The 20,641-nt window shown below is 62.3% G+C and carries 19 protein-coding genes; 6 read left to right on the top strand and 13 right to left on the bottom strand.

What is annotated here, in order from left to right:
• Nucleotides 1–134 precede the first annotated feature (134 nt).
• Entirely contained in the window at nucleotides 135–557 is a 423-nt protein-coding gene (locus C2U30_RS03090) for a CBS domain-containing protein (protein ID WP_010674714.1), read from the bottom strand.
• A gap of 83 nt (nucleotides 558–640) precedes the next feature.
• Nucleotides 641–1,711, bottom strand: coding sequence for a helix-turn-helix transcriptional regulator (locus C2U30_RS03095; protein ID WP_045524846.1), 1,071 nt, complete (start codon nucleotides 1,709–1,711; stop codon nucleotides 641–643).
• A 406-nt stretch (nucleotides 1,712–2,117) separates the two neighbouring features.
• On the opposite strand from C2U30_RS03095, the gene C2U30_RS03100 reads away from it, so the two are divergent.
• Nucleotides 2,118–3,440 (top strand): YjiH family protein, encoded by a 1,323-nt coding sequence (locus tag C2U30_RS03100; protein ID WP_103243138.1) that lies wholly within the window; start codon nucleotides 2,118–2,120, stop codon nucleotides 3,438–3,440.
• A gap of 57 nt (nucleotides 3,441–3,497) precedes the next feature.
• Here the strand turns inward: C2U30_RS03100 and C2U30_RS03105 are convergent, their stop codons facing one another.
• The gene (locus C2U30_RS03105; protein WP_103243139.1) at nucleotides 3,498–4,379 is read right to left on the bottom strand and encodes a pirin family protein; all 882 of its coding nucleotides are present in this window, start codon (nucleotides 4,377–4,379) and stop codon (nucleotides 3,498–3,500) included.
• A gap of 118 nt (nucleotides 4,380–4,497) precedes the next feature.
• Between C2U30_RS03105 and C2U30_RS03110 the strand changes: the two genes are divergently transcribed.
• The gene (locus tag C2U30_RS03110; RefSeq protein WP_103243140.1) at nucleotides 4,498–5,424 is read left to right on the top strand and encodes a LysR family transcriptional regulator; all 927 of its coding nucleotides are present in this window, start codon (nucleotides 4,498–4,500) and stop codon (nucleotides 5,422–5,424) included.
• A 111-nt stretch (nucleotides 5,425–5,535) separates the two neighbouring features.
• Here C2U30_RS03110 and C2U30_RS03115 read toward each other — a convergent pair whose 3' ends face one another.
• The 4 genes from C2U30_RS03115 to C2U30_RS03130 form a co-directional block, all read right to left on the bottom strand.
• The gene (locus C2U30_RS03115; protein WP_005301028.1) at nucleotides 5,536–5,865 is read right to left on the bottom strand and encodes a YbaB/EbfC family nucleoid-associated protein; all 330 of its coding nucleotides are present in this window, start codon (nucleotides 5,863–5,865) and stop codon (nucleotides 5,536–5,538) included.
• 124 nt (nucleotides 5,866–5,989) lie between these two features.
• Nucleotides 5,990–8,470 (bottom strand): DNA polymerase III subunit gamma/tau, encoded by a 2,481-nt coding sequence (gene dnaX, locus C2U30_RS03120; protein WP_103243141.1) that lies wholly within the window; start codon nucleotides 8,468–8,470, stop codon nucleotides 5,990–5,992.
• A 177-nt stretch (nucleotides 8,471–8,647) separates the two neighbouring features.
• Nucleotides 8,648–9,193, bottom strand: coding sequence for an adenine phosphoribosyltransferase (gene apt / locus C2U30_RS03125; protein WP_103243142.1), 546 nt, complete (start codon nucleotides 9,191–9,193; stop codon nucleotides 8,648–8,650).
• Nucleotides 9,194–9,325: 132 nt separating this feature from the next.
• Nucleotides 9,326–9,703: a YbaN family protein gene (locus C2U30_RS03130; protein WP_039039141.1), complete on the bottom strand. Its 378-nt coding sequence runs from the start codon at nucleotides 9,701–9,703 to the stop codon at nucleotides 9,326–9,328.
• Nucleotides 9,704–9,879: 176 nt separating this feature from the next.
• On the opposite strand from C2U30_RS03130, the gene dusC reads away from it, so the two are divergent.
• The 4 genes from dusC to C2U30_RS03150 all read left to right on the top strand — a co-directional run bounded on the left by dusC (nucleotide 9,880) and on the right by C2U30_RS03150 (nucleotide 13,198).
• On the top strand, nucleotides 9,880–10,824 hold the full coding sequence (gene dusC / locus C2U30_RS03135) for a tRNA dihydrouridine(16) synthase DusC (RefSeq protein WP_103243143.1): 945 nt from the start codon (nucleotides 9,880–9,882) through the stop codon (nucleotides 10,822–10,824).
• A gap of 56 nt (nucleotides 10,825–10,880) precedes the next feature.
• Nucleotides 10,881–11,708 (top strand): AraC family transcriptional regulator, encoded by an 828-nt coding sequence (locus C2U30_RS03140; RefSeq protein ID WP_103243144.1) that lies wholly within the window; start codon nucleotides 10,881–10,883, stop codon nucleotides 11,706–11,708.
• Nucleotides 11,709–11,782: 74 nt separating this feature from the next.
• Nucleotides 11,783–12,748: a DMT family transporter gene (locus tag C2U30_RS03145; RefSeq protein ID WP_103243145.1), complete on the top strand. Its 966-nt coding sequence runs from the start codon at nucleotides 11,783–11,785 to the stop codon at nucleotides 12,746–12,748.
• 81 nt (nucleotides 12,749–12,829) lie between these two features.
• Complete coding sequence (locus tag C2U30_RS03150; RefSeq protein ID WP_039039175.1) at nucleotides 12,830–13,198, top strand: TraR/DksA family transcriptional regulator; 369 nt, start codon at nucleotides 12,830–12,832, stop codon at nucleotides 13,196–13,198.
• A gap of 156 nt (nucleotides 13,199–13,354) precedes the next feature.
• On the opposite strand, the gene rnd is transcribed toward C2U30_RS03150, so the two are convergent.
• The 6 genes from rnd to C2U30_RS03180 form a co-directional block, all read right to left on the bottom strand.
• The gene (gene rnd / locus C2U30_RS03155; protein ID WP_103244634.1) at nucleotides 13,355–14,467 is read right to left on the bottom strand and encodes a ribonuclease D; all 1,113 of its coding nucleotides are present in this window, start codon (nucleotides 14,465–14,467) and stop codon (nucleotides 13,355–13,357) included.
• 98 nt (nucleotides 14,468–14,565) lie between these two features.
• On the bottom strand, nucleotides 14,566–16,242 hold the full coding sequence (fadD, locus tag C2U30_RS03160; RefSeq protein WP_103244635.1) for a long-chain-fatty-acid--CoA ligase FadD: 1,677 nt from the start codon (nucleotides 16,240–16,242) through the stop codon (nucleotides 14,566–14,568).
• Between the two features lie 196 nt (nucleotides 16,243–16,438).
• The gene (locus tag C2U30_RS03165; protein ID WP_103243146.1) at nucleotides 16,439–17,290 is read right to left on the bottom strand and encodes an alpha/beta fold hydrolase; all 852 of its coding nucleotides are present in this window, start codon (nucleotides 17,288–17,290) and stop codon (nucleotides 16,439–16,441) included.
• 9 nt (nucleotides 17,291–17,299) lie between these two features.
• On the bottom strand, nucleotides 17,300–17,815 hold the full coding sequence (locus C2U30_RS03170) for a Slp family lipoprotein (RefSeq protein ID WP_039039136.1): 516 nt from the start codon (nucleotides 17,813–17,815) through the stop codon (nucleotides 17,300–17,302).
• 50 nt (nucleotides 17,816–17,865) lie between these two features.
• The gene (gene tsaB / locus C2U30_RS03175; RefSeq protein WP_010674697.1) at nucleotides 17,866–18,567 is read right to left on the bottom strand and encodes a tRNA (adenosine(37)-N6)-threonylcarbamoyltransferase complex dimerization subunit type 1 TsaB; all 702 of its coding nucleotides are present in this window, start codon (nucleotides 18,565–18,567) and stop codon (nucleotides 17,866–17,868) included.
• 97 nt (nucleotides 18,568–18,664) lie between these two features.
• Entirely contained in the window at nucleotides 18,665–20,584 is a 1,920-nt protein-coding gene (locus C2U30_RS03180) for an ATP-dependent DNA helicase (RefSeq protein WP_042017607.1), read from the bottom strand.
• Nucleotides 20,585–20,641: the final 57 nt, after the last annotated feature.

Raw genomic sequence — 20,641 nt, forward strand, 5'->3', positions numbered from 1 at the left:
ATCCTAAAGAGCGAGGCTGGGCGGTGCAAGCCTTAAAGCGCCGCGCCAGCACATCAAGCCGGTGGCGTCATGACCGCCACGGATGAAAAGAGCAGGCCGGAGCCTGCTCTTTGAAAACAACCAGACAACACCGCTCAGACTCTGGCCTGATGCACGAAACAGGTGCCAAGCTGGGCGTGGATGGCCTGCATCACATTGTGGCGGTTGATGACCCCGAGCAGGCGCCCCTCCTCCACCACAGGATAGATCTTGGGCTTTTGACCCATCATCATCTCCGCCAGATCCAGGATGCTGGTGTCGGGGCCGACTGCCAGCACCTCCTTGCGCATCACATCCCTGACCTGGGCCACCTGTTCACAGTGGTAGGCCTCCTTGAGCATGACGGCGATGCAATCCTGCTCGGAGACCCAGCCAATCAGATGTCCCTGGCTGTCCACTACGGGGCCGCCCAACTGATGACTGTTGAGAAATTTTTCCACCGCCGCCTGTACCATCATCTCTGCGCTGAAGGTGATGGGCTTGGTCTGCATGTAGTCCTTTGCTTTGAGTGATTCCATGACGCTTTCCCCCAACGAGCCTCCCGAGGGGAGGCAAGAGCCGGGCACTATGTCCGGCTCACTCCAAGCATAGTCCGCATGGATCAGGAGATGGATTGCAGCAAGAGCAAGAGCTCGTTCTGGCTGTGGCAGTCGGTCTTCTTGAACACCCCTTTCAGGGTGGAGCGCACGGTTTCCACCTTGACACCGCGCAGCTCCGCGATGTCGTTGCTGCTGTAACCCTTGCTCATCAGCACCAGCAGCTCCTTCTCGCCAATGGTGAGGGGATAGAGGCTGGCCAGCGCTTCGATGTCGGGGTTGAAGGCGTGCTCGGGGTCACGCAGCACCACTTCCACATAGCGTTCAAAGCGGCTGAGTCCGCTCATCAGGGTGCATTGGACCAGCAGCGGACGCAGGTTAGGCTGACGGGGAATGGACATATAGGCGCTGGCGCCGGGCAGCAAATAGGCAAAGCCATTGAGGATCTCCTTGAGCTGGCGTTGCTGCTCCTTATTCTGCAAAGAGAAAATGCCATTGATGGCCCGCAATTCCACATTTTCATCGGCGATACGGTTGAAGGCCACATTGGAATAATGAATATGCCCCTTGTCGTCTATGATGGCGCTGGGCTTATTATGGTTTTTCACCAGCTGTTGCAACTGATAGTTCTGGGTTTCCAGGGCCAGCAAGTTCCAATAATGGTGGCTCCAGGCCGCCAGTCCGGAATAGATTTCCGAGAGCGAGGTGAGGTCGCGACTGCTGAAATCATCTTGCGTTGCACCACGGTAACTGCACAGGCTGCTCAGCCCCCTCCCTTTCACCTGGCAGACGCCGCCGGCGGCGAATTGGGCGCCGAAACTTGCCAGCAGGCCCACCGAGCTTGAAATGCTGTTGGCGCTGACAATCCCCTTGCACCCTTTATCCAGGTAATGGTTGAACCACACATCCTGGCGATGATGTTGCAGGTAAAACTGCTGCTGGGCCTCGGTCAGACCGCTGGAAAAAAGCTTTATTCCGTCGCTCTTGTCATCATCCCGCAATAAAAACAGGGATGAACTACAGGAAACGTCGGCGCGAAATTGGTCCACGACGAGCTTAATGTCAGAATCATTAATACCGCACTCGTATAACTGGCTGATATAGGGCGATATCCTTTCTTTCTCTAATGCCTTCACACCCGAACTCCTAATTCTTATTTTTATTGAAGAGGCATCTTACTCTGCAATGGGATAGTCGAAAAGTAGTCAAATGAACAAAGGGTTTATGATTTATTCATAAATAGTCATGAATATAGGCTCATGAATGAATATGGCCAAAAAGGGTAAATAGCCGCTCATGTTTTTCCTGGCGCTGGTCGCTTACCTCCCTGTTTTACCTCTTGATGTCTCACCACCCACTCGCCATCCCGGCCCCTATTCCCCCCAAGATCACGCTTTTCAACATTGGGGTCATCTGCATCCACACCGATTCACATGTTGCATTTTGGTGACTTTGGTGTTTCCATTTTGAGCGATGAACGATATTGTATATACAAATCATCCCCTCAACGGAATTGAACCATGCGGATTACAAGGAGAGAAAATGGAACCTGAACACACGCTCACTGCACCGGCAGGATCAGGGGCAGGCATCAAGCTGCTGTTGGCCAGCCTGCTTGGCATCGCCATCTTTTTCGTGCCCTTCGAGCTTGGCGGGCGCAGCACCATAGTGGTGGATCACCTGGCCGGCTTTCTGATTGCCCAGCGCCCTCTTGCCCTGACCCTCATTCTCTTGCTCATCGCCTATGGCGCCATCACCCCCTTGCTGGATGGCCGCTGGCGCGCCCGTCCCATCGACAGGGTGTTGAGCCTGTTCAAGCTGCTCGGGCTGGCCCTGGCCATTTTGTATGTCACAGACTGGGGCCCTGCCTGGTTGATGACCCCGGATCGCCTCCCCTTCCTGTTCGACAAACTGGCCATGTCAGTGGGTCTCATCGTGCCTATCGGCGCCATGGCCCTGACCTTCCTGCTCGGTTTCGGCCTGCTGGAATTCATCGGGGTGCTGATGCAACCCGTGATGCGCCCCCTGTGGCGCACGCCGGGTCACTCCGCCATCGATGCCGTCGCCTCTTTCGTCGGCAGCTACTCGGTGGGCCTGCTCATCACCAACCGGGTCTTCCTCGCGGGCAAGTACACGGTGCGAGAAGCCGTCATCATCGCCACCGGCTTCTCCACCGTCTCGGCCGCCTTCATGATCATCGTGGCCAAGACCCTCAACCTGATGGGACACTGGAACTTCTACTTCTGGTCCACCCTGGTGATCACTTTCGTCATCACCGCCATCCTGGCGCGTGTTCCTCCCATCAGTCGCCTGGCTCACTATGGGGAGACCGACGAGCCGCTACCGGCTGGCATGAGCCGCTGGCAGGCGGCCCTCACCTGCGGCCTGACCCAGTCCCACCAGGCAAATCCCCTGCTGCGGCAATTGAAGGACAACCTCAGGGACGGTCTTCACATGGCCGCTGCCGTGGTGCCCACCATACTGTCCGTCGGTCTGCTGGGCCTGCTGCTGGCAAAGCACACTCCCCTGTTCGATCTGCTGGGCTGGCTGCTCTGGCCACTGACCTGGCTGCTGGATCTCGGCGAACCGCTCGCCACCGCCAAGGCCCTCTCGGCCGGTCTGGCCGAGATGTTCCTGCCCGCCATCCTGCTCAAGGATGCCGACCTGCTGGTGCGCTATGTCGCGGCCGTGGTTTCGGTCAGCTCGGTGCTCTTCTTCTCTGCCTCCATCCCCTGCATCCTGGCCACCCGGATCCCGGTGAGCGTGGGACAGCTGGTGGTGATCTGGCTGCTGCGCACCCTGCTTGGCATCCTGCTGGCCGCCTTGTGCGGCAGGCTGGCGCTGGCCCTCGGCTGGCTCGGTTGACCAGGGCCCATAAAAAAACAAAGCGCCATCAGGCGCTTTGTTTTTATCGGGATTGTCTCAGGGGGCGATGACGGCGAACCGGCCGCTGTTGAAATCATCTATCGCCTGATGGATCTCTGCCTCGCTGTTCATGACAAAGGGGCCATAACCCACGATGGGTTCATCGATGGGCTCGCCACTCAGCAGCAACAAGCTGGCCTCGCCTTCCGCCTCCAACATGAACTCCTCACCGTTGGGATCGAGCAGCACCAGTTGTGCTTCGCCCGCGCGCTCCTGACCGTTGATAATGAGAGAGCCCTTGAGCACCACCAAGGCGCTGTTCCATCCCGCTACCGCCGGCAGCACCACGCTGGCCCCGCCCTTGAGCCGCAGATCCCAGATGTTCATGGGCGAGAAGGTGCGGGCAGGCCCCTCTACCTCGCCTTGTTGCAACCCGGCATCGTTCCCGGCGATGATGCGCACCCGCACATCGCCCTCCTTGAGTCTCAGTTGCGGGATGGTGTCGCTGGTGATGCCCTGATAACCGGGCGTCGACATCTTGTGTTTGGCGGGCAGATTGACCCACAGCTGCACCATGTCGAGGGTGCCACCACGACGGGTAAACCCCTGGGAGTGGAATTCGTCGTGCATGATGCCGGCGGCGGCCGTCATCCACTGCACGTCTCCCGGACCGATGATCCCCCCCTGGCCGGTCGAGTCGCGATGGGCGACCTCCCCCTCATAGACGATGGTGACCGTCTCAAAACCACGGTGCGGGTGTTCCCCCACGCCCCTGGCATGATCGGCGGGCTCGAAATGTGCCGGGCCAGCCCTGTCCAGCAGCAGGAAGGGGCTCAAGGCGCGGCCATGGGTCTGATACGAGAACAGCGAGCGAACCGGGAATCCGTCGCCGACCCAGTGTTGTCGAGGGGCGCTGTAAATACCGATGACTCTTTTCATGATGCTCTCCTGGGTGATCGTCACGGGATGTGTCGTGGCTCGCATTGTGAGTCTGGAACGCTGCGTCCGGTAGACGTAAAATTTGCCATCAGCGTCCTATTTTGTGAACGATAACCCCATGCAACAGGATCTCAACGACCTCTATTTCTATGTCCAGGTGGTGGATCACGGGGGCTTTGCCCAGGCCGGCAGGGCCCTCGGCATGCCCAAATCCAGGCTCAGCCGCCGCATCGCCATGCTGGAAGAGCGACTCGGAGTGCGCCTTATCCAGCGTTCCACCCGCAGCTTCACCGTCACCGAACTCGGGCAGGCTTATTACACCCGTTGCCGGGCCATGCTGGTGGAAGCCGATGCGGCGCAGGATCTCATCGCCGCGACCCAGAGCGAGCCTTGCGGTCTGGTTCGCATCGCCTGCCCCATCGATCTGCTGCACGCCCACGTAGGGAGGATGCTGGTCTCCTTCGCCCTGGCCCATCCCAGCGTCAAGGTGCAGCTCGTCGGGGTCAACCGGGCGGTGGATCTGGTCGCGGAGGGGTTGGACATGGCGCTCAGGGTGCGGCCATTGCCCCTGGAGGGCAGCGATCTCGCCATGCGGGTGCTGGGTTATGCGACCCAGTGTCTGGTGGCAAGCCCGGCCCTTGTCGCGTCACTCGGCATGCCCCGGGCCCCCGCAGATCTGCTGTCATGGCCGAGCCTCGGTCATGGCACCAGCCTGGAAGGCCATCACTGGACCCTGCTGGGCCCCGATGGGGCCCGAGTCAAACAACACCACAGCCCCCGCTTTGCCACCACCGACATGCAGACATTGCGTCAGGGGGCGATCGACGGGCTCGGGGTCGTGCAACTGCCCACCATGATGATGAATGAGCCCCTGGCCGATGGCCGGCTGGTGCGTTTGCTCCCCGACTGGGCCCCGCGCCAGGAGGTGATCCACGCGGTCTTCCCCTCACGCCGCGGTCTGCTGCCTGCCATCCGCGCCCTCATCGATCATCTGGTCGAGGGCTTCTCCCCCCTGGGGCAGGCAACTGCGCCGCCCCCGCCATGATCTGTGCATGGCCGTTCCCGGGGGTGCCGACATGCAAAAGGCCAGAGCTTGGCTCTGGCCTTTTCATTTTTCCCCTTCTCAGAGGAGGGGAAACGGATACGGGCAGTATCCTCAGAAGGGCATCTTGAAGCCCGGGGGCAGTTGCATGCCGCCGGTCAGCTCGCCCATCTTGGCCTTGTTCTGCTCTTCCACGCGGCGCACGGCGTCATTGACGGCGGCGGCGACCAGATCTTCCAGCATCTCCTTGTCATCTTCCATCAGGCTGGGATCGATCTCGATACGACGCACGCTGTGGCTGCCGGCCATGGTCACCTTGACCATGCCTGCGCCCGCCTCGCCAACCACTTCCATCTGGGCCAGCTGCTCTTGCATCTTCTGCATGCGCTCTTGCATCTGTTGGGCCTGTTTCATCAGGTTACCCATTCCACCTTTACCAAACATAGATCGTCTCTCGTCTTGAAATCCGGCATCCAGCGCCGGGCTGTGGGTTCATCTGCCCTAAGTGGGGGCAGCCAAAGGTCTTTTCAACCGGGGACAAACCCCGGCACGGTTTTTTCACCGCAACTCAGCGACTCAGGGGTTCGATGCTCTCGGGATGGAGCACGGCGCCGAAACGCTGCTGCAAGAATTGTACGTTGGGATCCGCCGCCAGATCCCGGCTCACCTGTTCACGCACCCCGAGATAGAGACGGTGCTCTATCTCGAGCGGCGTCTCCCGCGCGGGATCCGAGCCCAGGGTCACATCGATGTGAACCGGGCCGCCCAGCTCGGGACCGATGATCTCGGCCAGATCGGCGCGGGCCTTGTCGCTCACCAGATGGCGCTGCTCGGGTTTGAGCAGCAGGGAGACCCGATTGCCTTCCCGGGTCATCACCGCGTTGATGGCCAGTTGACGCAGCCGACCACCCACCCCGGTGCGGGCGATGAGCTCGGCCCAGGTGTCCCCGCAATTGACCAGCAAGGACGAGGGGATCAGACGGGCGACCTCCCCCTCCTCTTCGGGCTGGGTGTCGCTCTCCAGCGCATCCCAGTCGATAGTCTCCATCAACGCAATGGCGGGCTGAGGCTCGCTGGCGGCCACTGGAGGCGTGGCAGACACCATAGCGACAACCGCAGGTGCCGCCGCATCCGCGCTGCCGACGTCAGCACCCAGATCCCAGGGCGGCAGATCCTCCTGCGAAGGAGGAGCCATGGTGGCGGGAGCTGCCTGGGCGGAAGTCACTGCCCGCGTGGGCAACGGGGCACTGGCAAACCCCTCGTCAAACCCCTGATTCAGATACTCTTCGTAGTCACTGCCCCCCTCTTCATAGGCATCCAGAGGGGGCAGGTCGTCATACCCCGTTTGCAAAGCAGGTCCCTGCCCCGGCATCTCGGGCCGCGCCGCTGGTTGCACCTCGGCCTGGGGCGAAGTCGCGACGGCAGGCATCGCAGGGGCCGGTTTGGTCGCGGCCACCGGTTTGACGGGGGTGACCCGGGGGGGCGCGGCGTTGGTACTCTGCTCGCCACGCAGGCGGCTTCGCAGCAGATTGCGCTTGCCAAGCAGGCTCTGCATGCTGGAGGACGAAGAGATGGCGACGTCTTCCCCTTGGACCTCAACCTGCTGCGTCTGCGCGGCGTCATCCGCCGCCAACGGCGCAGAGGCAGGCTCTGCAGGCGGACTGGCGGGCACCGCGGCCTCGTAACCCATCCGTTCGGCCTCACGCAGCAGCTCATCCTGCTCGGCAAAGAGCGGATCCAGCACTGCGCCCTCCTCCGCCTTGGGTGCGGGGGCGACGTGCTCGGCCTCAAGGACCGATGCTGGCGCGGCGGGAGCCTGTGGTGCTGCGCTGGCAGCCGGGGCCGGCTCAGCCCCCTGGGGCTTTCCCGGCAGGAGCGACGCGCTTTCCCTCGCTGCCGCCATCACGCCGGAGTGCCCTGTCATGAGAGGTTGGGCCGCCAGGTTGGCGGGATGGACCACCTCGCGCCGGGGAGAGAAGGCCAGCATCCGCAGACAGGTCATCTCCAGTGCGGTGCGCCCGTCAGGGGCCCAGGGCAGATCCTTGCGCCCCCCCAGCACGATTTGATAGCAGAGCTGCACCTCTTCCGGGCTCATGGCTCCGGCGAGCTGCAGCAAGGCATCGGCATCCGCCCCCTGCTCCTGCACGCTCGCAGGCAGCAGTTGCGCCATGGCCACCCGATGGAGCAAGGCTTCCAGCTCGGCGTGAAGCTGGTCGAAATCCGGCCCCAGGGTAGCAATCTCGGTGATCTTGGCCATGGTGGCCGGGGCATCCTGGCGCAGCACTGCCTCCAGCAACTGGTGCAGGTGGTGATGATCGAGGGTCCCCAGCATGGCGAGCACGCTCTCCAGGCGCACGCTGCCGTTGCCGTGGGCCAACGCCTGATCGGTGAGGCTCAGGGCATCGCGCATGCTGCCGTCGGCCGCCTTGGCCAGGGCCAGCAGGGCGCGAGGCTCGAAGGGTTGACCCTCCTGGTCCAGTACCCATTCGAGCTGCCTGGCGATCTGGGTCTGATCCAGGCTCTTGAGATGAAACTGCAGGCAGCGCGACAGTATGGTGATGGGGAGCTTCTGCGGATCCGTGGTGGCCAGCAGGAATTTCACATAGGGGGGCGGCTCTTCCAGGGTTTTGAGCAGCGCATTGAAGCTGTGGCGCGACAGCATGTGCACTTCATCGATGAGGTACACCTTGAAACGACCACGGGCCGGACGGTACTGCACGTTGTCGAGCAGCTCTCGGGTGTCTTCCACCTTGGTGCGGGACGCCGCATCGATTTCCAGCAGATCGACGAAATTACCCTGATCGATCTCGCGGCAGGTATCGCACACACCGCACGGATGGCTGCTGATCCCCTGCTCGCAGTTGAGGCTCTTGGCCAGAATGCGGGCGATGGTGGTCTTGCCCACGCCGCGGGTCCCGCTCAGCAGGTAGGCATGGTGAAGCCGCCCCTGATCCAGGGCATTGGTCAGGGCAGTCAGCACATGTTGCTGGCCGACCACTTGTTCAAACGTATGGGGGCGCCATTTGCGCGCCAAAACCTGATAGCTCATAGATCTCGATGCTGGGAAACGAGGCATTGAGGCTGGATGCTAACACAAATGGAGGGCAGGCTGTATGGGGGATGCGCCGCCTTGGGAGGGATCGCTTGAATTTCAAACCGGTGCCCGTTCAGGCACCGGTTTACGGCAGAAAGCAGGGTGACGAGGCCTGCCGCGCGAAGGGGCGATTTACGCCCCCGCGAGTTCCACCAGAGAGACCACCTTGACGCCGGCGGCGGTCAGGCGGGCATCACCGCCCAGGGACGGCAGGGAGATGATGAAGGCGGCATCCGTTACCTCACCGCCGGCGCGGCGGATGAGCTTGACGGTGGCATCGACGGTGCCGCCGGTGGCCAGCAGATCGTCCACCACCAGCACCTTGTCACCGGGCACGATGGCATCGGTGTGCAGTTGCAGAGTGTCGGTGCCGTACTCCAGGGCGTAGGACTCCTCGATGACGGCGCGGGGCAGCTTGCCCGGCTTGCGCACCGGCACGAACCCCAGCCCCATGGCGTAGGCAACCGGGGCGCCGAAGATGAAGCCACGGGCCTCGGTGCCGACAATCTTGGTGATGCCTTGATCACGGTAATGATCGGCCAGCAGATCGATGGTGGCCTTGAAGGCCTCGGCATTCTCGATCAGGCTGGTGATGTCGCGAAACAGAATGCCCGGCTTCGGATAGTCGGGAATGGTCTTGATGCTCGCTTCGATAAACTTCAGGGTTTCCGGATTCATTATTTGACCGCTTATTTTTTGAGCCCTGCCATGGCGGCGCACGGGGTCTCCGCCTGGGGGCAATAAAAAGGCCCGTCACGCAAAAATGACGAGCCGACTCCATAGCATTATTGCCGCGATAGCTTAGGGATTTCACTTCTTCATTGCAACCGGCTCCAGCACCGGCAGACGCATCAACCAGGTGAGCAGGATCACCATTATGACAACCAGCAGCCACCTCACCCAGGGCAACGGCACCACCAGCAGCGATACCGAGAACGAGATCAGGATGAAGATGATGGCGCGGCGTCTGGCGTGGCGGCGAATGCCGCGATACTGCTGCCAGTCGAGGATGGGGGGGCCAAACCAGGGATGCGCCAGCAACCAGCCATGAAAGCGGGGGGAGGAGCGCGCAAACAGCGCCGCCGCCAGCAACATGAAGGGGGTTGTCGGCAGCAGGGGCAGGACTATCCCGACTATCCCGGTGGCGAAGGCAAGCCAGCCCAGGGCCATCAGACACCAGCGTTTCATGGGTACTCCTCTAGTGTTTCTCTGCCTTTAGCCTAACAGAGTTGGCCCGGAAGCTGACAGCCTGGCCCAGTCTGCGGCCGTCGATGGGGGCCATCGAGTGGGCAGACGGCTGACAATCCCGGCCATTGCCACTACAATCTGCGCTCTTTTTTCTCCCCTTGTCTTCGGAAGCAGCTATGCGCGTTATTTTGGCCCCCATGCAGGGGGTGCTGGATCACCTGATGCGGGAGGTCCTCACCTCCGTCAATGATTACGACCTCTGCGTCAGTGAATTCATCCGGGTGGTCGATCAACTGCTGCCCGCCAAGGTCTTCCATCGCCTCTGCCCCGAGCTGAAACAGGATGGCAAGACCCGTGCAGGGACCCCGGTACGGGTGCAACTGCTGGGACAGCATCCGGAGTGGCTGGCAGAAAATGCCATCCGGGCCATCGAGCTCGGCTCTCCCGGGGTCGATCTCAACTTCGGCTGCCCTGCCCCCACGGTCAACAAGAGCAAGGGGGGCGCCGTGCTGCTCAAGGAGCCCGAGACCGTCTATCGCATCGTCAAGGCGGTGCGGGAGGCCGTGCCTGCCCACCTGCCGGTGAGCGCCAAGATCCGCCTGGGATACGATGACAAGGATCTCTATCTGGACAACGCCCAGGCCGTCTATCAGGGGGGGGCCAACGAGCTGGCGGTGCATGCCCGCACCAAGCGCGAAGGCTACAAGGCGCCGGCCCACTGGGAGTACGTGGACGCCATCCGCCGCGCCCTGCCCATCCCCGTCACCGCCAACGGCGAGATCTGGAACCATGCCGATGCCCTGACCTGTGCCCGGGTGTCCGGTTGCGATGCCCTCATGGTGGGCCGGGGCGCCATCTCCCTGCCCAACCTGGCCAACGTGATGAAGACGGGGTGTGCCCACATGAGCTGGGCCGAGGTACTGCAACTGATGGTGACCTACACCGAGCAGGATCTGGCGAGCGACAAGGCCGACTACTACCCCAGTCGCATCAAGCAGTGGTTCTCCTACATAGTGCGGGAATACCCCCAGGCCGACGAGCTGTTTCGTCGCATCCGCACCATCAAGACCGCAGAGGAGATCCGCACCGCCCTCGAGCGCGAGTGCGCCTCACAGGCCTAGACTTGGCCGCCGCCCCGCGGCGCCCTATGATGAAGGCTCATTGACAGGAGGTCAGGATGCAAGGAGTGCCGGTCAACTTTACCCATCAGCACGACAGGGCCGATTTTCGCGCCCTGCCGGGGCAGCCTGCGACCGAGCTCTATCGCGCCCACATCCAGCACCACATCTTCGATCCCCATAGTCACGAGGGGTTTGGCCTCGGTGTCATCGAGTGCGGTGCCGAGCGCTTTCGCTATCGCGGCAGCCAGCTCCTGGCCGGTCCCGGCAGCCTGGTGCTGATGAACCCCGATGAGCTGCACACGGGCGAGTCAGCCTGCGAGCAGGGGTGGCGCTATCGCATGCTCTACCTGCCCGCCGACCGGCTCGAGGCCATCAGCGGCGAGCGAGACTGGTATTTCACCGATGCCGTGCGAAGCGATCCGCGCACTGCCCCCGTCCTGCAGGCAGCCCTGGATGCCTTCTGGCACTGTGACAGCGAGCTCGCCGCCGACGGCCTGCTGCTAAGGGTGTGCGAGACCCTGCGCCCCCATGCCCGGGCCCTGGCGGCCCCGCTCGAAGCGGCCCACCCTCTGGGCCGCGCCATCGACTATATGCAGGCCTGTTTCGCCCGCCCCATTACCCTGGCCGAGCTGGCCGGTTCGGTGAACCTCAGCCCCTACCACTTCCAGCGCAGCTTCAAGGCCCGCTTTCACGTCACCCCCCAGCAGATGTTGATGGCCATCCGCCTGCAGCGCGCCAAGGGGTGGCTGGCTGCCGGCCTGCCCGCGGCCGAGGTGGCCGCCGCTTGTGGTCTGGCCGATCAGTCCCACCTCAACCGTGCCTTCCTGCGCCGCTATGGCACCACCCCGGTCCGCTACCAGAAACAGGTGCAGGCTGGCCGCTAAAGCGCAATCTGGTTCAATACGCCCCCCTTCCCCCCTGCTAGGCTGGCCTCCTTCTTCTTTACCGGATATGAAACATGTTGATCGGAGTCCTGTTTGCCCTGCTGGCCGGCCTGATGTGGGGGCTCATCTTCGTCGCCCCCCTCTTGGTGGACGGCTACCCCCCCGCCCTGCTCGCGAGCGGCCGCTACCTCGCCTTCGGCCTCATCGTGCTGCCGCTCGCCTGGCAGGCCCGCAAACACCTGGCGGCCCTCTCGGCCAGCGACTGGCGAGAGGCCCTCGCCCTTACTCTGGTGGGGAACCTCCTCTACTACTTCTGCCTGTCGGGGGCCATCTTGCGCATCGGCTCGCCCCTGGCGGCCATGTTTATCGGCACCCTGCCGGTGGTGACGGCCCTGGCCGCCAACCGCCTCTATGGCGCACGGGACGGTCGCCTCTCCCGCACCCGGCTCTACCCGTCCCTGGTGCTGATGGGGGCCGGCCTCTATCTGGTCAACAGCGCCGAGCTGATCTGGCACACCGAGGCGCGCACCGAACAACTGCTTGGGCTCGCCCTGGCGGTGGGCGCCGTGCTGTGCTGGACCTGGTATCCCCTGCGCAACGCCCGTTGGCTGCGCGAGCACCCGGGCCGCAGTCCGGCCGTCTGGGCCACCGCCCAGGGGCTGGTGACCCTACCGGTAGCGCTCATTGCCTATCTCGGCAGCCTCGGCCATCTTGCCCTGAGCGCACCGGACTTTCCCCTGCCCTTCGGGCCGACGCCCCTGCGCTTCGTGCTGCTGATGGGGGCGGTGGGGCTCTTCTGCTCCTGGCTCGGCACCCTGTGCTGGAACGAAGCGAGCCAGCGCCTGCCGACCGTGTTGGTCGGGCCGCTCATCGTGTTCGAGACTCTGGCGGGGCTCTTGTACGCCTTTATGCTGCGCGGGATCATGCCCCCCATGAGTACCCTGGTGGGTGTCGTCTGTCTGGTGGCGGGGGTGCTCTACGTCATCACCGGCAAGCCGCAGCACCTGCCGGAAAAACCTGCCAAAGCACGGTTAACTTGACTCATGTCATCTTGATAAACCGCGGGTTTCCCTATACTGGCCGAGTTTTATCACTCGTTTTTGGGGGCTGCTGTGTGTGAAGTGACGCAAGCCCGGTTGGCCGAATGGCATCAGCGCCTTCTGACCGACTGGGCGCAAACAAGGGAGGAGCTGATCCGTCAGCTCAAGGCCTGTCGACAAGATGACTGGGCACAGAAGGTGGAGCGCTGCGAGCGGGATCAACTGGTTGATCTGACCAGCCGTCTCGATCTGCCCGGGGTGGAACACAGCGTGGCACGCCTCAAACGGCTCGACGCGGCGCTCTGCCAGATGGATCTGGGGCTCTATGGCTTCTGCTCCGATTGTGAGGAGCCGCTGCTCCCTGAACAGCTGGAACAGGATCCGACCCTGCAACGCTGCCCGCGCTGCGAGGCCCGCTACCGCAAGGGATTCCACGCTCACGAACTCTGATGGGGGCACCCTTTGTGCCCGCCATTTTCCTCCTCCCCCCTACTCGCTTCCCATCATGACCAACCCCCTGGCGCGACGATCCCGGCAACCCCGGGGGCAGCCGCACAGGCATGAAAAAGGGGAGTCATGGACTCCCCTTCTCGTACTGCGTACTCGTCACTGGGCCAGCAGGTGGCCTACCAGCTCATGACGCCACCCTTGCAGCAGCATGGGCTTGTCCGCCCTGGCCCGCTCCTCGGCACTCATGCGCCAGCTCCAGGTGAAGTACTGGTGGATGATCTTCTTGCTCGCCACCAGCTCCGGTGGAATGTTGCTGGCCTTGGCCTTCTCCTCCACCATGGCCTTGATGCGCTTGAGCTCGGCCTTGTACTGGGGGAAGTCCACCAGACGGCGGATGGGATCGGGCCAGCTCGCAGGGTCGCTCTGCTGGGCGGCGGCGACGATGTCCAGCATCCGCTTGCCGTGGATCTTGATCTCGATGGGCGAGAGGCCCAGCTCGTTAAGATCCCGAAGCGAAGCGGGACGACGCTCCGCCACCTTGAACAGGTGCAGCTCTTTGACCACGAAGTTGAGGGCAAAATCCCGGCGTACCGCTTCCTGCTGGCGCCAGGCGGCCAGCTCGCGCAGGATGGTCAGCTCGCGGCGACCCAGTTGCCAGGCGTTGACTATCTCGAGGTAGGCCTGACGGGGATCGCTGCCCTGAGTCTTGCGGGCGGAGTGGTTCTGGCACTCCTGCTCGAACCAGGGGAACTTGCCGCTCTCGCGCAGTCTGGCCATCACCTTCTCGTAGAGGGGCATGAGGTAGAAGACATCCGCCGCGGCATATTCCAGCTGACGAGGGGTAAGGGGGCGCGCCAGCCAGTCGGTACGGGCCTGATCCTTCTCAAGCTCGACCCCGAGGAATTCGTTGACCAAGGCGCCAAACCCCACCGACACGCCATGACCCAGGAAGGCTGCCGCCAGCTGGGTATCGTGCATCTGGTTGGGCAGGTGACCCGCCTGATGCTGGATGAGTTCCAGATCCTCACCGGAGGCGTGCAGGATGGCAATCTGTCCGGCCCGACCGAGGCGCTGCCACAAACCGGAGAGATCCAGGGTCAGGGGATCGAGCAGGGCAAGCTGCTTGCCATCGTAGATCTGGAACAGACCGAGCTGGGGATAGTAGGTACGGGTGCGAACGAATTCGGTATCGATGGCCAGGGGAACGTCGGCCAGAGAAGCGAGATACTGATCCAGTTCGGCTTGCTGTGAAATGAGTTGATATTGCATCGTTGCCTGCACGTTGGTCGGATCCAGAAAGAAAAAACCGTGGATGTCCCACGGTTTTGCATAACGACAGCGCTGGACTGCAAAGCAGTGCATGCCGGTTACTGCTTGGCAATCTCCTCGTCGCGCAGCACGCGGCGCAGGATCTTGCCCACGTTGGTCTTGGGAAGTTCGTCGCGAAATTCTACCAGTTTCGGCACCTTATAGGCAGTCAGATGTTTGCGGCAGTGGGCAATTATCTCCTCTTCCGCCAGCTTTGCATCTTTCTTGACCACGAAGATCTTCACCTGCTCGCCGGACACCGGGTTGGGTACGCCGACGGCGGCCACCTCCAGCACCTTGGGATGCAGGGCCACCACGTCTTCTATCTCGTTCGGGTAGACGTTGAAGCCGGAGACCAGGATCATGTCCTTCTTGCGATCGACGATCTTGAAGAAACCCTGCTCGTCGCATACCGCGATGTCGCCGGTGCAGAGCCAGCCATCCTGCATCACCTCGGCGGTCGCCTCCGGGCGCTGCCAGTAGCCGGTCATCACCTGAGGACCGCGCACCTGCATCTCGCCGGGGGCGCCCCGTTCGGTGACCTGGTTCCCCTCGTCATCCACCAGACGGATCTCAGTGGAGCAGACCGGCAGACCGATGGAGCCGTTGTAATCCACCAGATCATAGGGGCAGACGCTCACCAGGGGCGAGCACTCGGTCAGGCCATAGCCCTCCAGCAGCGGGGTGCCGGTCAGCCCCTTCCACTGCTCGGCCACCGCCCGTTGCACCGCCATGCCGCCACCGATGGTGAGCTTGAGCTTGGCAAAATCCATGCCCTTGAACTCGTCGTTGTTGACCAGAGCGTTGAACAGGGTATTGACCCCGGTGATGCAGGTGAAAGGATACTTCTTGATCTCTTTGACAAAGCCCGGGATGTCGCGGGGGTTGCTGATGAGCAGGTTGTAGCCCCCCAGACGCATGAACAGCAGGCAGTTCACCGTCAGGGCGAAGACGTGATAGAGCGGCAGCGCCGTGACCACGAACTCCTTGCCGCGCTCCAGCACGGGGCCATAGACACCGAGGCACTGCTCGACGTTGGCGATCATGTTGCGATGAGTCAGCATGGCCCCCTTGGAGAGGCCGGTGGTCCCGCCGGTGTATTGCAGGAAGGCGATGTCCTGGTTGCTGATCTCGGGTTTGATGTACTGCAGGTAGCGCCCCTTGGCGAGGGCCTGGCGCATGGTGCTGGCATGGGGCAGGTTGTACTTGGGCACCAGCTTCTTGACGTATTTGACCACGAAGTTGACCAAGGTCCCCTTGGCCAGCCCCAGGTTGTCCCCCATCCGGGTCAGGATCACGTGCTTGACCGGGGTGTCATACACCACTTTTTCCAGGGTATGGGCAAAGTTGGAGACGATGACGATGGCCTTGGCGCCGGAGTCTCTCAACTGATGCTCCAGCTCGCGCGGGGTATAGAGGGGGTTGACGTTCACCACCGTCATGCCGGCCCGCAGGATGCCGAATACCGCGATGGGGTATTGCAGCAGGTTCGGCATCATCACAGCCACCCTGTCCCCCTTGCCGAGCTTCAGCTCGTTTTGCAGGTAGGCGGCGAAGGCTCGGGACTGCTCCTCCAGCCGGCGGTAGGTAATGGTCTGCCCCATGTTGACGAAGGCGGGTTGATCGGCGAACTGGTTCACCGACTCTTCAAACATCTCGACCAGAGAGCCGTATTGGTCTGGATTGATCTCGGCGGGCACCCCTTCTGGATAACGCTTCAGCCAGACTCTTTCCACGAACTTCTCCTGCATAACTCGCACCTGTGCGCTCACTGTGTTGCCTCCGTCCCTGCCACATCCATTTCAATCAGTTGTTTTAAGTTAATGCTCTAATGCCGCACATATTTACATAAGGCAACATCAATTAACAGTGAATTAACAACGGGAAATGTGAGGGAGAAAGCAAACCTGACATGATTCAAAGCCGCCGATCCTACCGGATTTGAGCGAAGTTTTCGATATAAACGGCGGTTTCTGATGAATTTTCCATATGAAAATGATGGCCTCCTGCCACTGTCACCCGTTCAATGTGGCCAAAGGCCGCCTCCCGCAACTGCCACTGTGCCAGGAGCCCGGGGAAGCCCTGCTCTCCCCGGATAAAGAGCACCGGACAGGCGATGGCCCGGATCAGGGCCTGGGCCTGCCCCTCGCTCATGCGCAGGGGCGAGAGATCGCGAAGACGGGGATCACTGCGCCAATACCAGCGCCCTTCCCGCGCCTCCAACTGCCGCTCGCAGATAAGGCGTGCCGCACTCGGGGGGATGTCCGCCACCTTGCAGCGGGCAGCCACCGCCTCTTCGAGGGTGGCAAATCCACTGGTTGCACGCTCACGGGTACGAGTGCGGTTGAGGATGGCGCGACGCAGCTGCCCCGGTACCTCCTCGTCAGGCTGGCTCAAGGGGCCGAGCCCCTCCAGCAGAATGAGCCGCTCGATTTGCTCGGGAAAAACGCCGGCATAGGCAGAGGCAATCAGCGCCCCCAGGGAGTGACCAAGCAGGATGAAACGCTGCCAGCCCGCGGCCTGGGTGATCTGGTAGAGATCATCCAGCCAGTCCACGAAGACATAGGGAGTCGACTTGTGATCGGAGTGACCATGGCCCGGCAGATCGACGCAGACCAGATGAAACGCCCCCAGCCAGGGGGCCAGAGGCAAAAAGCTGGCGCCGTTGTCGAGCCAGCCATGGAGGGCCACCAGCAGCGGTCTGTCCTCCTGACCATTGTCCAGCAGGGCGATGTGCCGCCCGTCCGCCAGGCGCAGCCTGCGCTCCTGCAATGTCGCCGTCATCCGGGCTCCTCAGCGGCGCAGGGGCCGTCTGGGCCAGAAGGGATCATAGAAAGGATCGTAAAAGTAGGGATCCATGTAGCGGATCTCCACCTCCTTCACCGGTGGCCACAGCTTGCTCCCCGTCACCTTGAGTACCGAGAAGCGATACTTGTGCTCGCCAATCTGGCTGTCCACAGGCTTGTCGAGGGTGCCGAGCACCGTCAGGCTGCGACCCTTGGCATAGAGGGTCGGGTCGACAAACCCCTGCATGATGGCGAGAAAACGACCGGGGCTCTGCTCGGTCTGCTCCGGCACCCCGTTGGACTTGAGGGGCAGATAGACCACCTCGATGACACTCTGATCCGCCTTGTTGTGGACCGCCGAGATGACACCGCTCCAGCGGGCCGGCTTGCCTTCCATGCCCTGCAGAGCGGGTTGATAGGCCACCAGCTGATCCGCAGGCTCATAGGCAAGCTCTTTGGGCACCGTGCTGCAACCGCCCAGCAGCAGCCCCACCAATCCCAGCATGATCACGGATTTTCTCATTCGTCTCTCCTTCATCGTCCGACAAAGCAGCCCGGGGCAGCTGTTGCCGCCTATTCGCGACCCGGCAGTTTCTTCCAGGTCACCTTGTCACGCAGATAGACAGGGGTGGCTTGCTCAACCGGCACCGCCTCACCCGCAAACCAGGCCTGGCGTGCCAGAGGCAGCATGTCGGCGGCCGCCGGGAAACGCACCTGGCTTGGCATCAGCACATCTGCCAGGCCGCCTAGAGTCTCGCCATAGGTTTCAAAACCGGTGCCAACGCAGCTCACCGCGCCAGTCAGCTTGTCACGGGCCTGCACCAGTGCGGCTGGCTCGCTCACCACCTCCTCGCCCACCAGCGTCATCACTCCGTCCACCAGGGCGTAGTGGCCGAAATAGACCTCGTCCATGCGCGCATCGATGGCGGCAAGCACCTGCTCGGCCCCTTCCAGCTTATGGGCCCCCTGGGCCATGGCCGCCAGGGTGGAGACACCGATCATCGGCACGCCGGCACCAAAGGCGAGCCCCTGGGCCACGCTGATCCCGATCCGTACCCCGGTGAAGGAGCCAGGCCCACGACCGAAGGCGATGGCGTCGAGCTCATCCAACGATAGACCGGCTTCATCCAACAGAGCCTGAACCATGGGCAGGATCTTGCGGGTATGGTCACGGGGCGCCTCTTCCCAGCGGGAAAAGAGGGTATCGCCCACCAAGAGGGCTGCGGAGCAGGCTTCGGTGGCGGTATCCACGGCCAGGATCTTCAACTCATCCATTCTTTTTATTCTCTTCACATCAGTCAGTTAAATCGTCAGCATGGCCAAGGCCTGCCGTCATGCATGGCCGGGTGCAATCAGCCCCGGCGCGGCGGACTCACTCCCGTGGTCCGAAAAATTCTCCCAGGGTCGCCAGCTCCCGGGTCCGTGGAATGGCAGGCAGGCTCTTGATGAAGGTGGCGCCATAGGGCTTGTTGACCACCCGGGGATCACAAATAACCAGTACGCCGTGATCACTGCGATCACGTATGAGCCGCCCCACCCCCTGCTTGAGGGCAATCACCGCCTTGGGCAACTGCAGCTCGGCAAAGGGATCCCCCCCCTTGAGCTTGCAATCCTCCACCCGTGCCTTGAGCTGGGGATCGTCCGGGCTCGCAAAGGGCAGCTTGTCGATGATAACACAGGACAATGCCGCCCCCCGCACGTCTATCCCCTCCCAGAAACTGCTGGTGGCCACCAGCACGGCCCGACCGTTTTCCACGAAGGTCTTGAGCAGCCGCTGCTTGTTGTCTTCCCCTTGCAGCAGGACGGTGCGGCCGATTTCCCGGCGTAGCACCTCGGCCACCTGGCGCATCACCTGATGGCTGGTGCAGAGGAAGAAGCACCCCCCCGGCGTCTTGTTGATGAGGGGGATCATCAGGGTCGCCAGCTGCTCCCCGCGCCCGAAGGCATTGGGCTCTGGCAAGAAACGGGGTACGCACAGGCGCGCTTGCTCGGCGTAATCGAACGGACTGTCGAGAATGAGTTCGGCGCTGCCGGCCAGCCCCATCTCGGCGACGAAGTGGGCGAAGCGATTGTCCACCGTCAAGGTGGCCGAGGTGAAGACCCAGGCCACCTCGGGGCGCTGCACCTCGGCACCGAAGCGCTCGGCGACCGACAGTGGCGTCAGATTGAGGGTAAAGTGCAGACGCGAACAGTCATACCAGTAGGAGAAACCGGTCTGGTTGACCGCCAGCACCTCCCCAAGGCGAGTACGCAGCTCGCTGATGCGCTCGAAACAGTGATCCAGCTGCTCCCCTCGCCCGAGCGCCAGTTTCAGCACTTCATAACAGAGCCCGATGGCATCGTTGAGGCGGGCCAGCGCCTGGGCCCAGAGGGATTGTCTCAGCAGATCCCGGGTGTTGCCGCGCCCCCCCTCCACGCCGAAGGCAAGGCGCAGATCCTGACTGGCAATGGCGAGCCTGTCCGCCGCCTTGCCAAGCTGGGCCATGTCATGAGCCTCTGCCCGGTAGGCGAGCTGGATATCCTGCGCCAAATCCTGGATGGTGCGGCTGCCCACGGACTTGCCGAAGTAGTGGCTGGCGATCTCGGGCAGCTGGTGCGCCTCGTCGAATACATAGACCTGCGCCTCGGGCACCAGCTCGCCAAAGCCGGTGTCTTTGACCGCCATGTCGGCGAAAAAAAGGTGGTGGTTGATCACCACTACCTGGGCGTCCATGGCACGGCGCCGGGCGATGACCAGGTGACAATCATCGTAATAGGGGCAGTCGCGACCCAGGCAGTTGTCGTTGGTGCTGGTGACGTGGGCAAGGATCTCGGCGTTCTCCTGTAGCCCCGGGATATCCCCCACATCGCCGTTGTCGGTGGCGGTCGACCAGGATTTGACCTTCACGAGATCGCTCAGGATCTCGGGCTTTTGCAGATGGGATTCACTCAACAGCCGGTTCATCCGCTCGATGCAGAGGTAATTGCTGCGCCCCTTGAGCAATGCCACCGGCGGGGTGTAGTGAAGCGCCCCCGTGATGGTGGGCAGATCCCGATAGAAGAGCTGCTCTTGCAGGTTCTTGGACCCGGTGCTGATCACCACTCGCTTGCCGGATTCCAATGCAGGCACCAGATAGGCATAGGTTTTGCCAGTGCCCGTTCCAGCCTCCACCAGCAAGCGGCCACCTTGCTTGATGGCGCGAGACACCGCCTCGGCCATCTCCAGTTGCGGGGCACGGGCCTTGAAGCCGTCGATATGGCGGGCCAGGGGGCCGTCTGGCTTGAACAGGGTCTGGATGATGGTCAAAGGCATGTCCCGCTGCAAAAGCGGGCATTATGCCAAAAGCGCGGAAAAAGCGGGACTGATAAT

This window comes from Aeromonas sp. ASNIH5 (assembly GCF_002902865.1).
GTDB lineage: Bacteria > Pseudomonadota > Gammaproteobacteria > Enterobacterales > Aeromonadaceae > Aeromonas > Aeromonas caviae.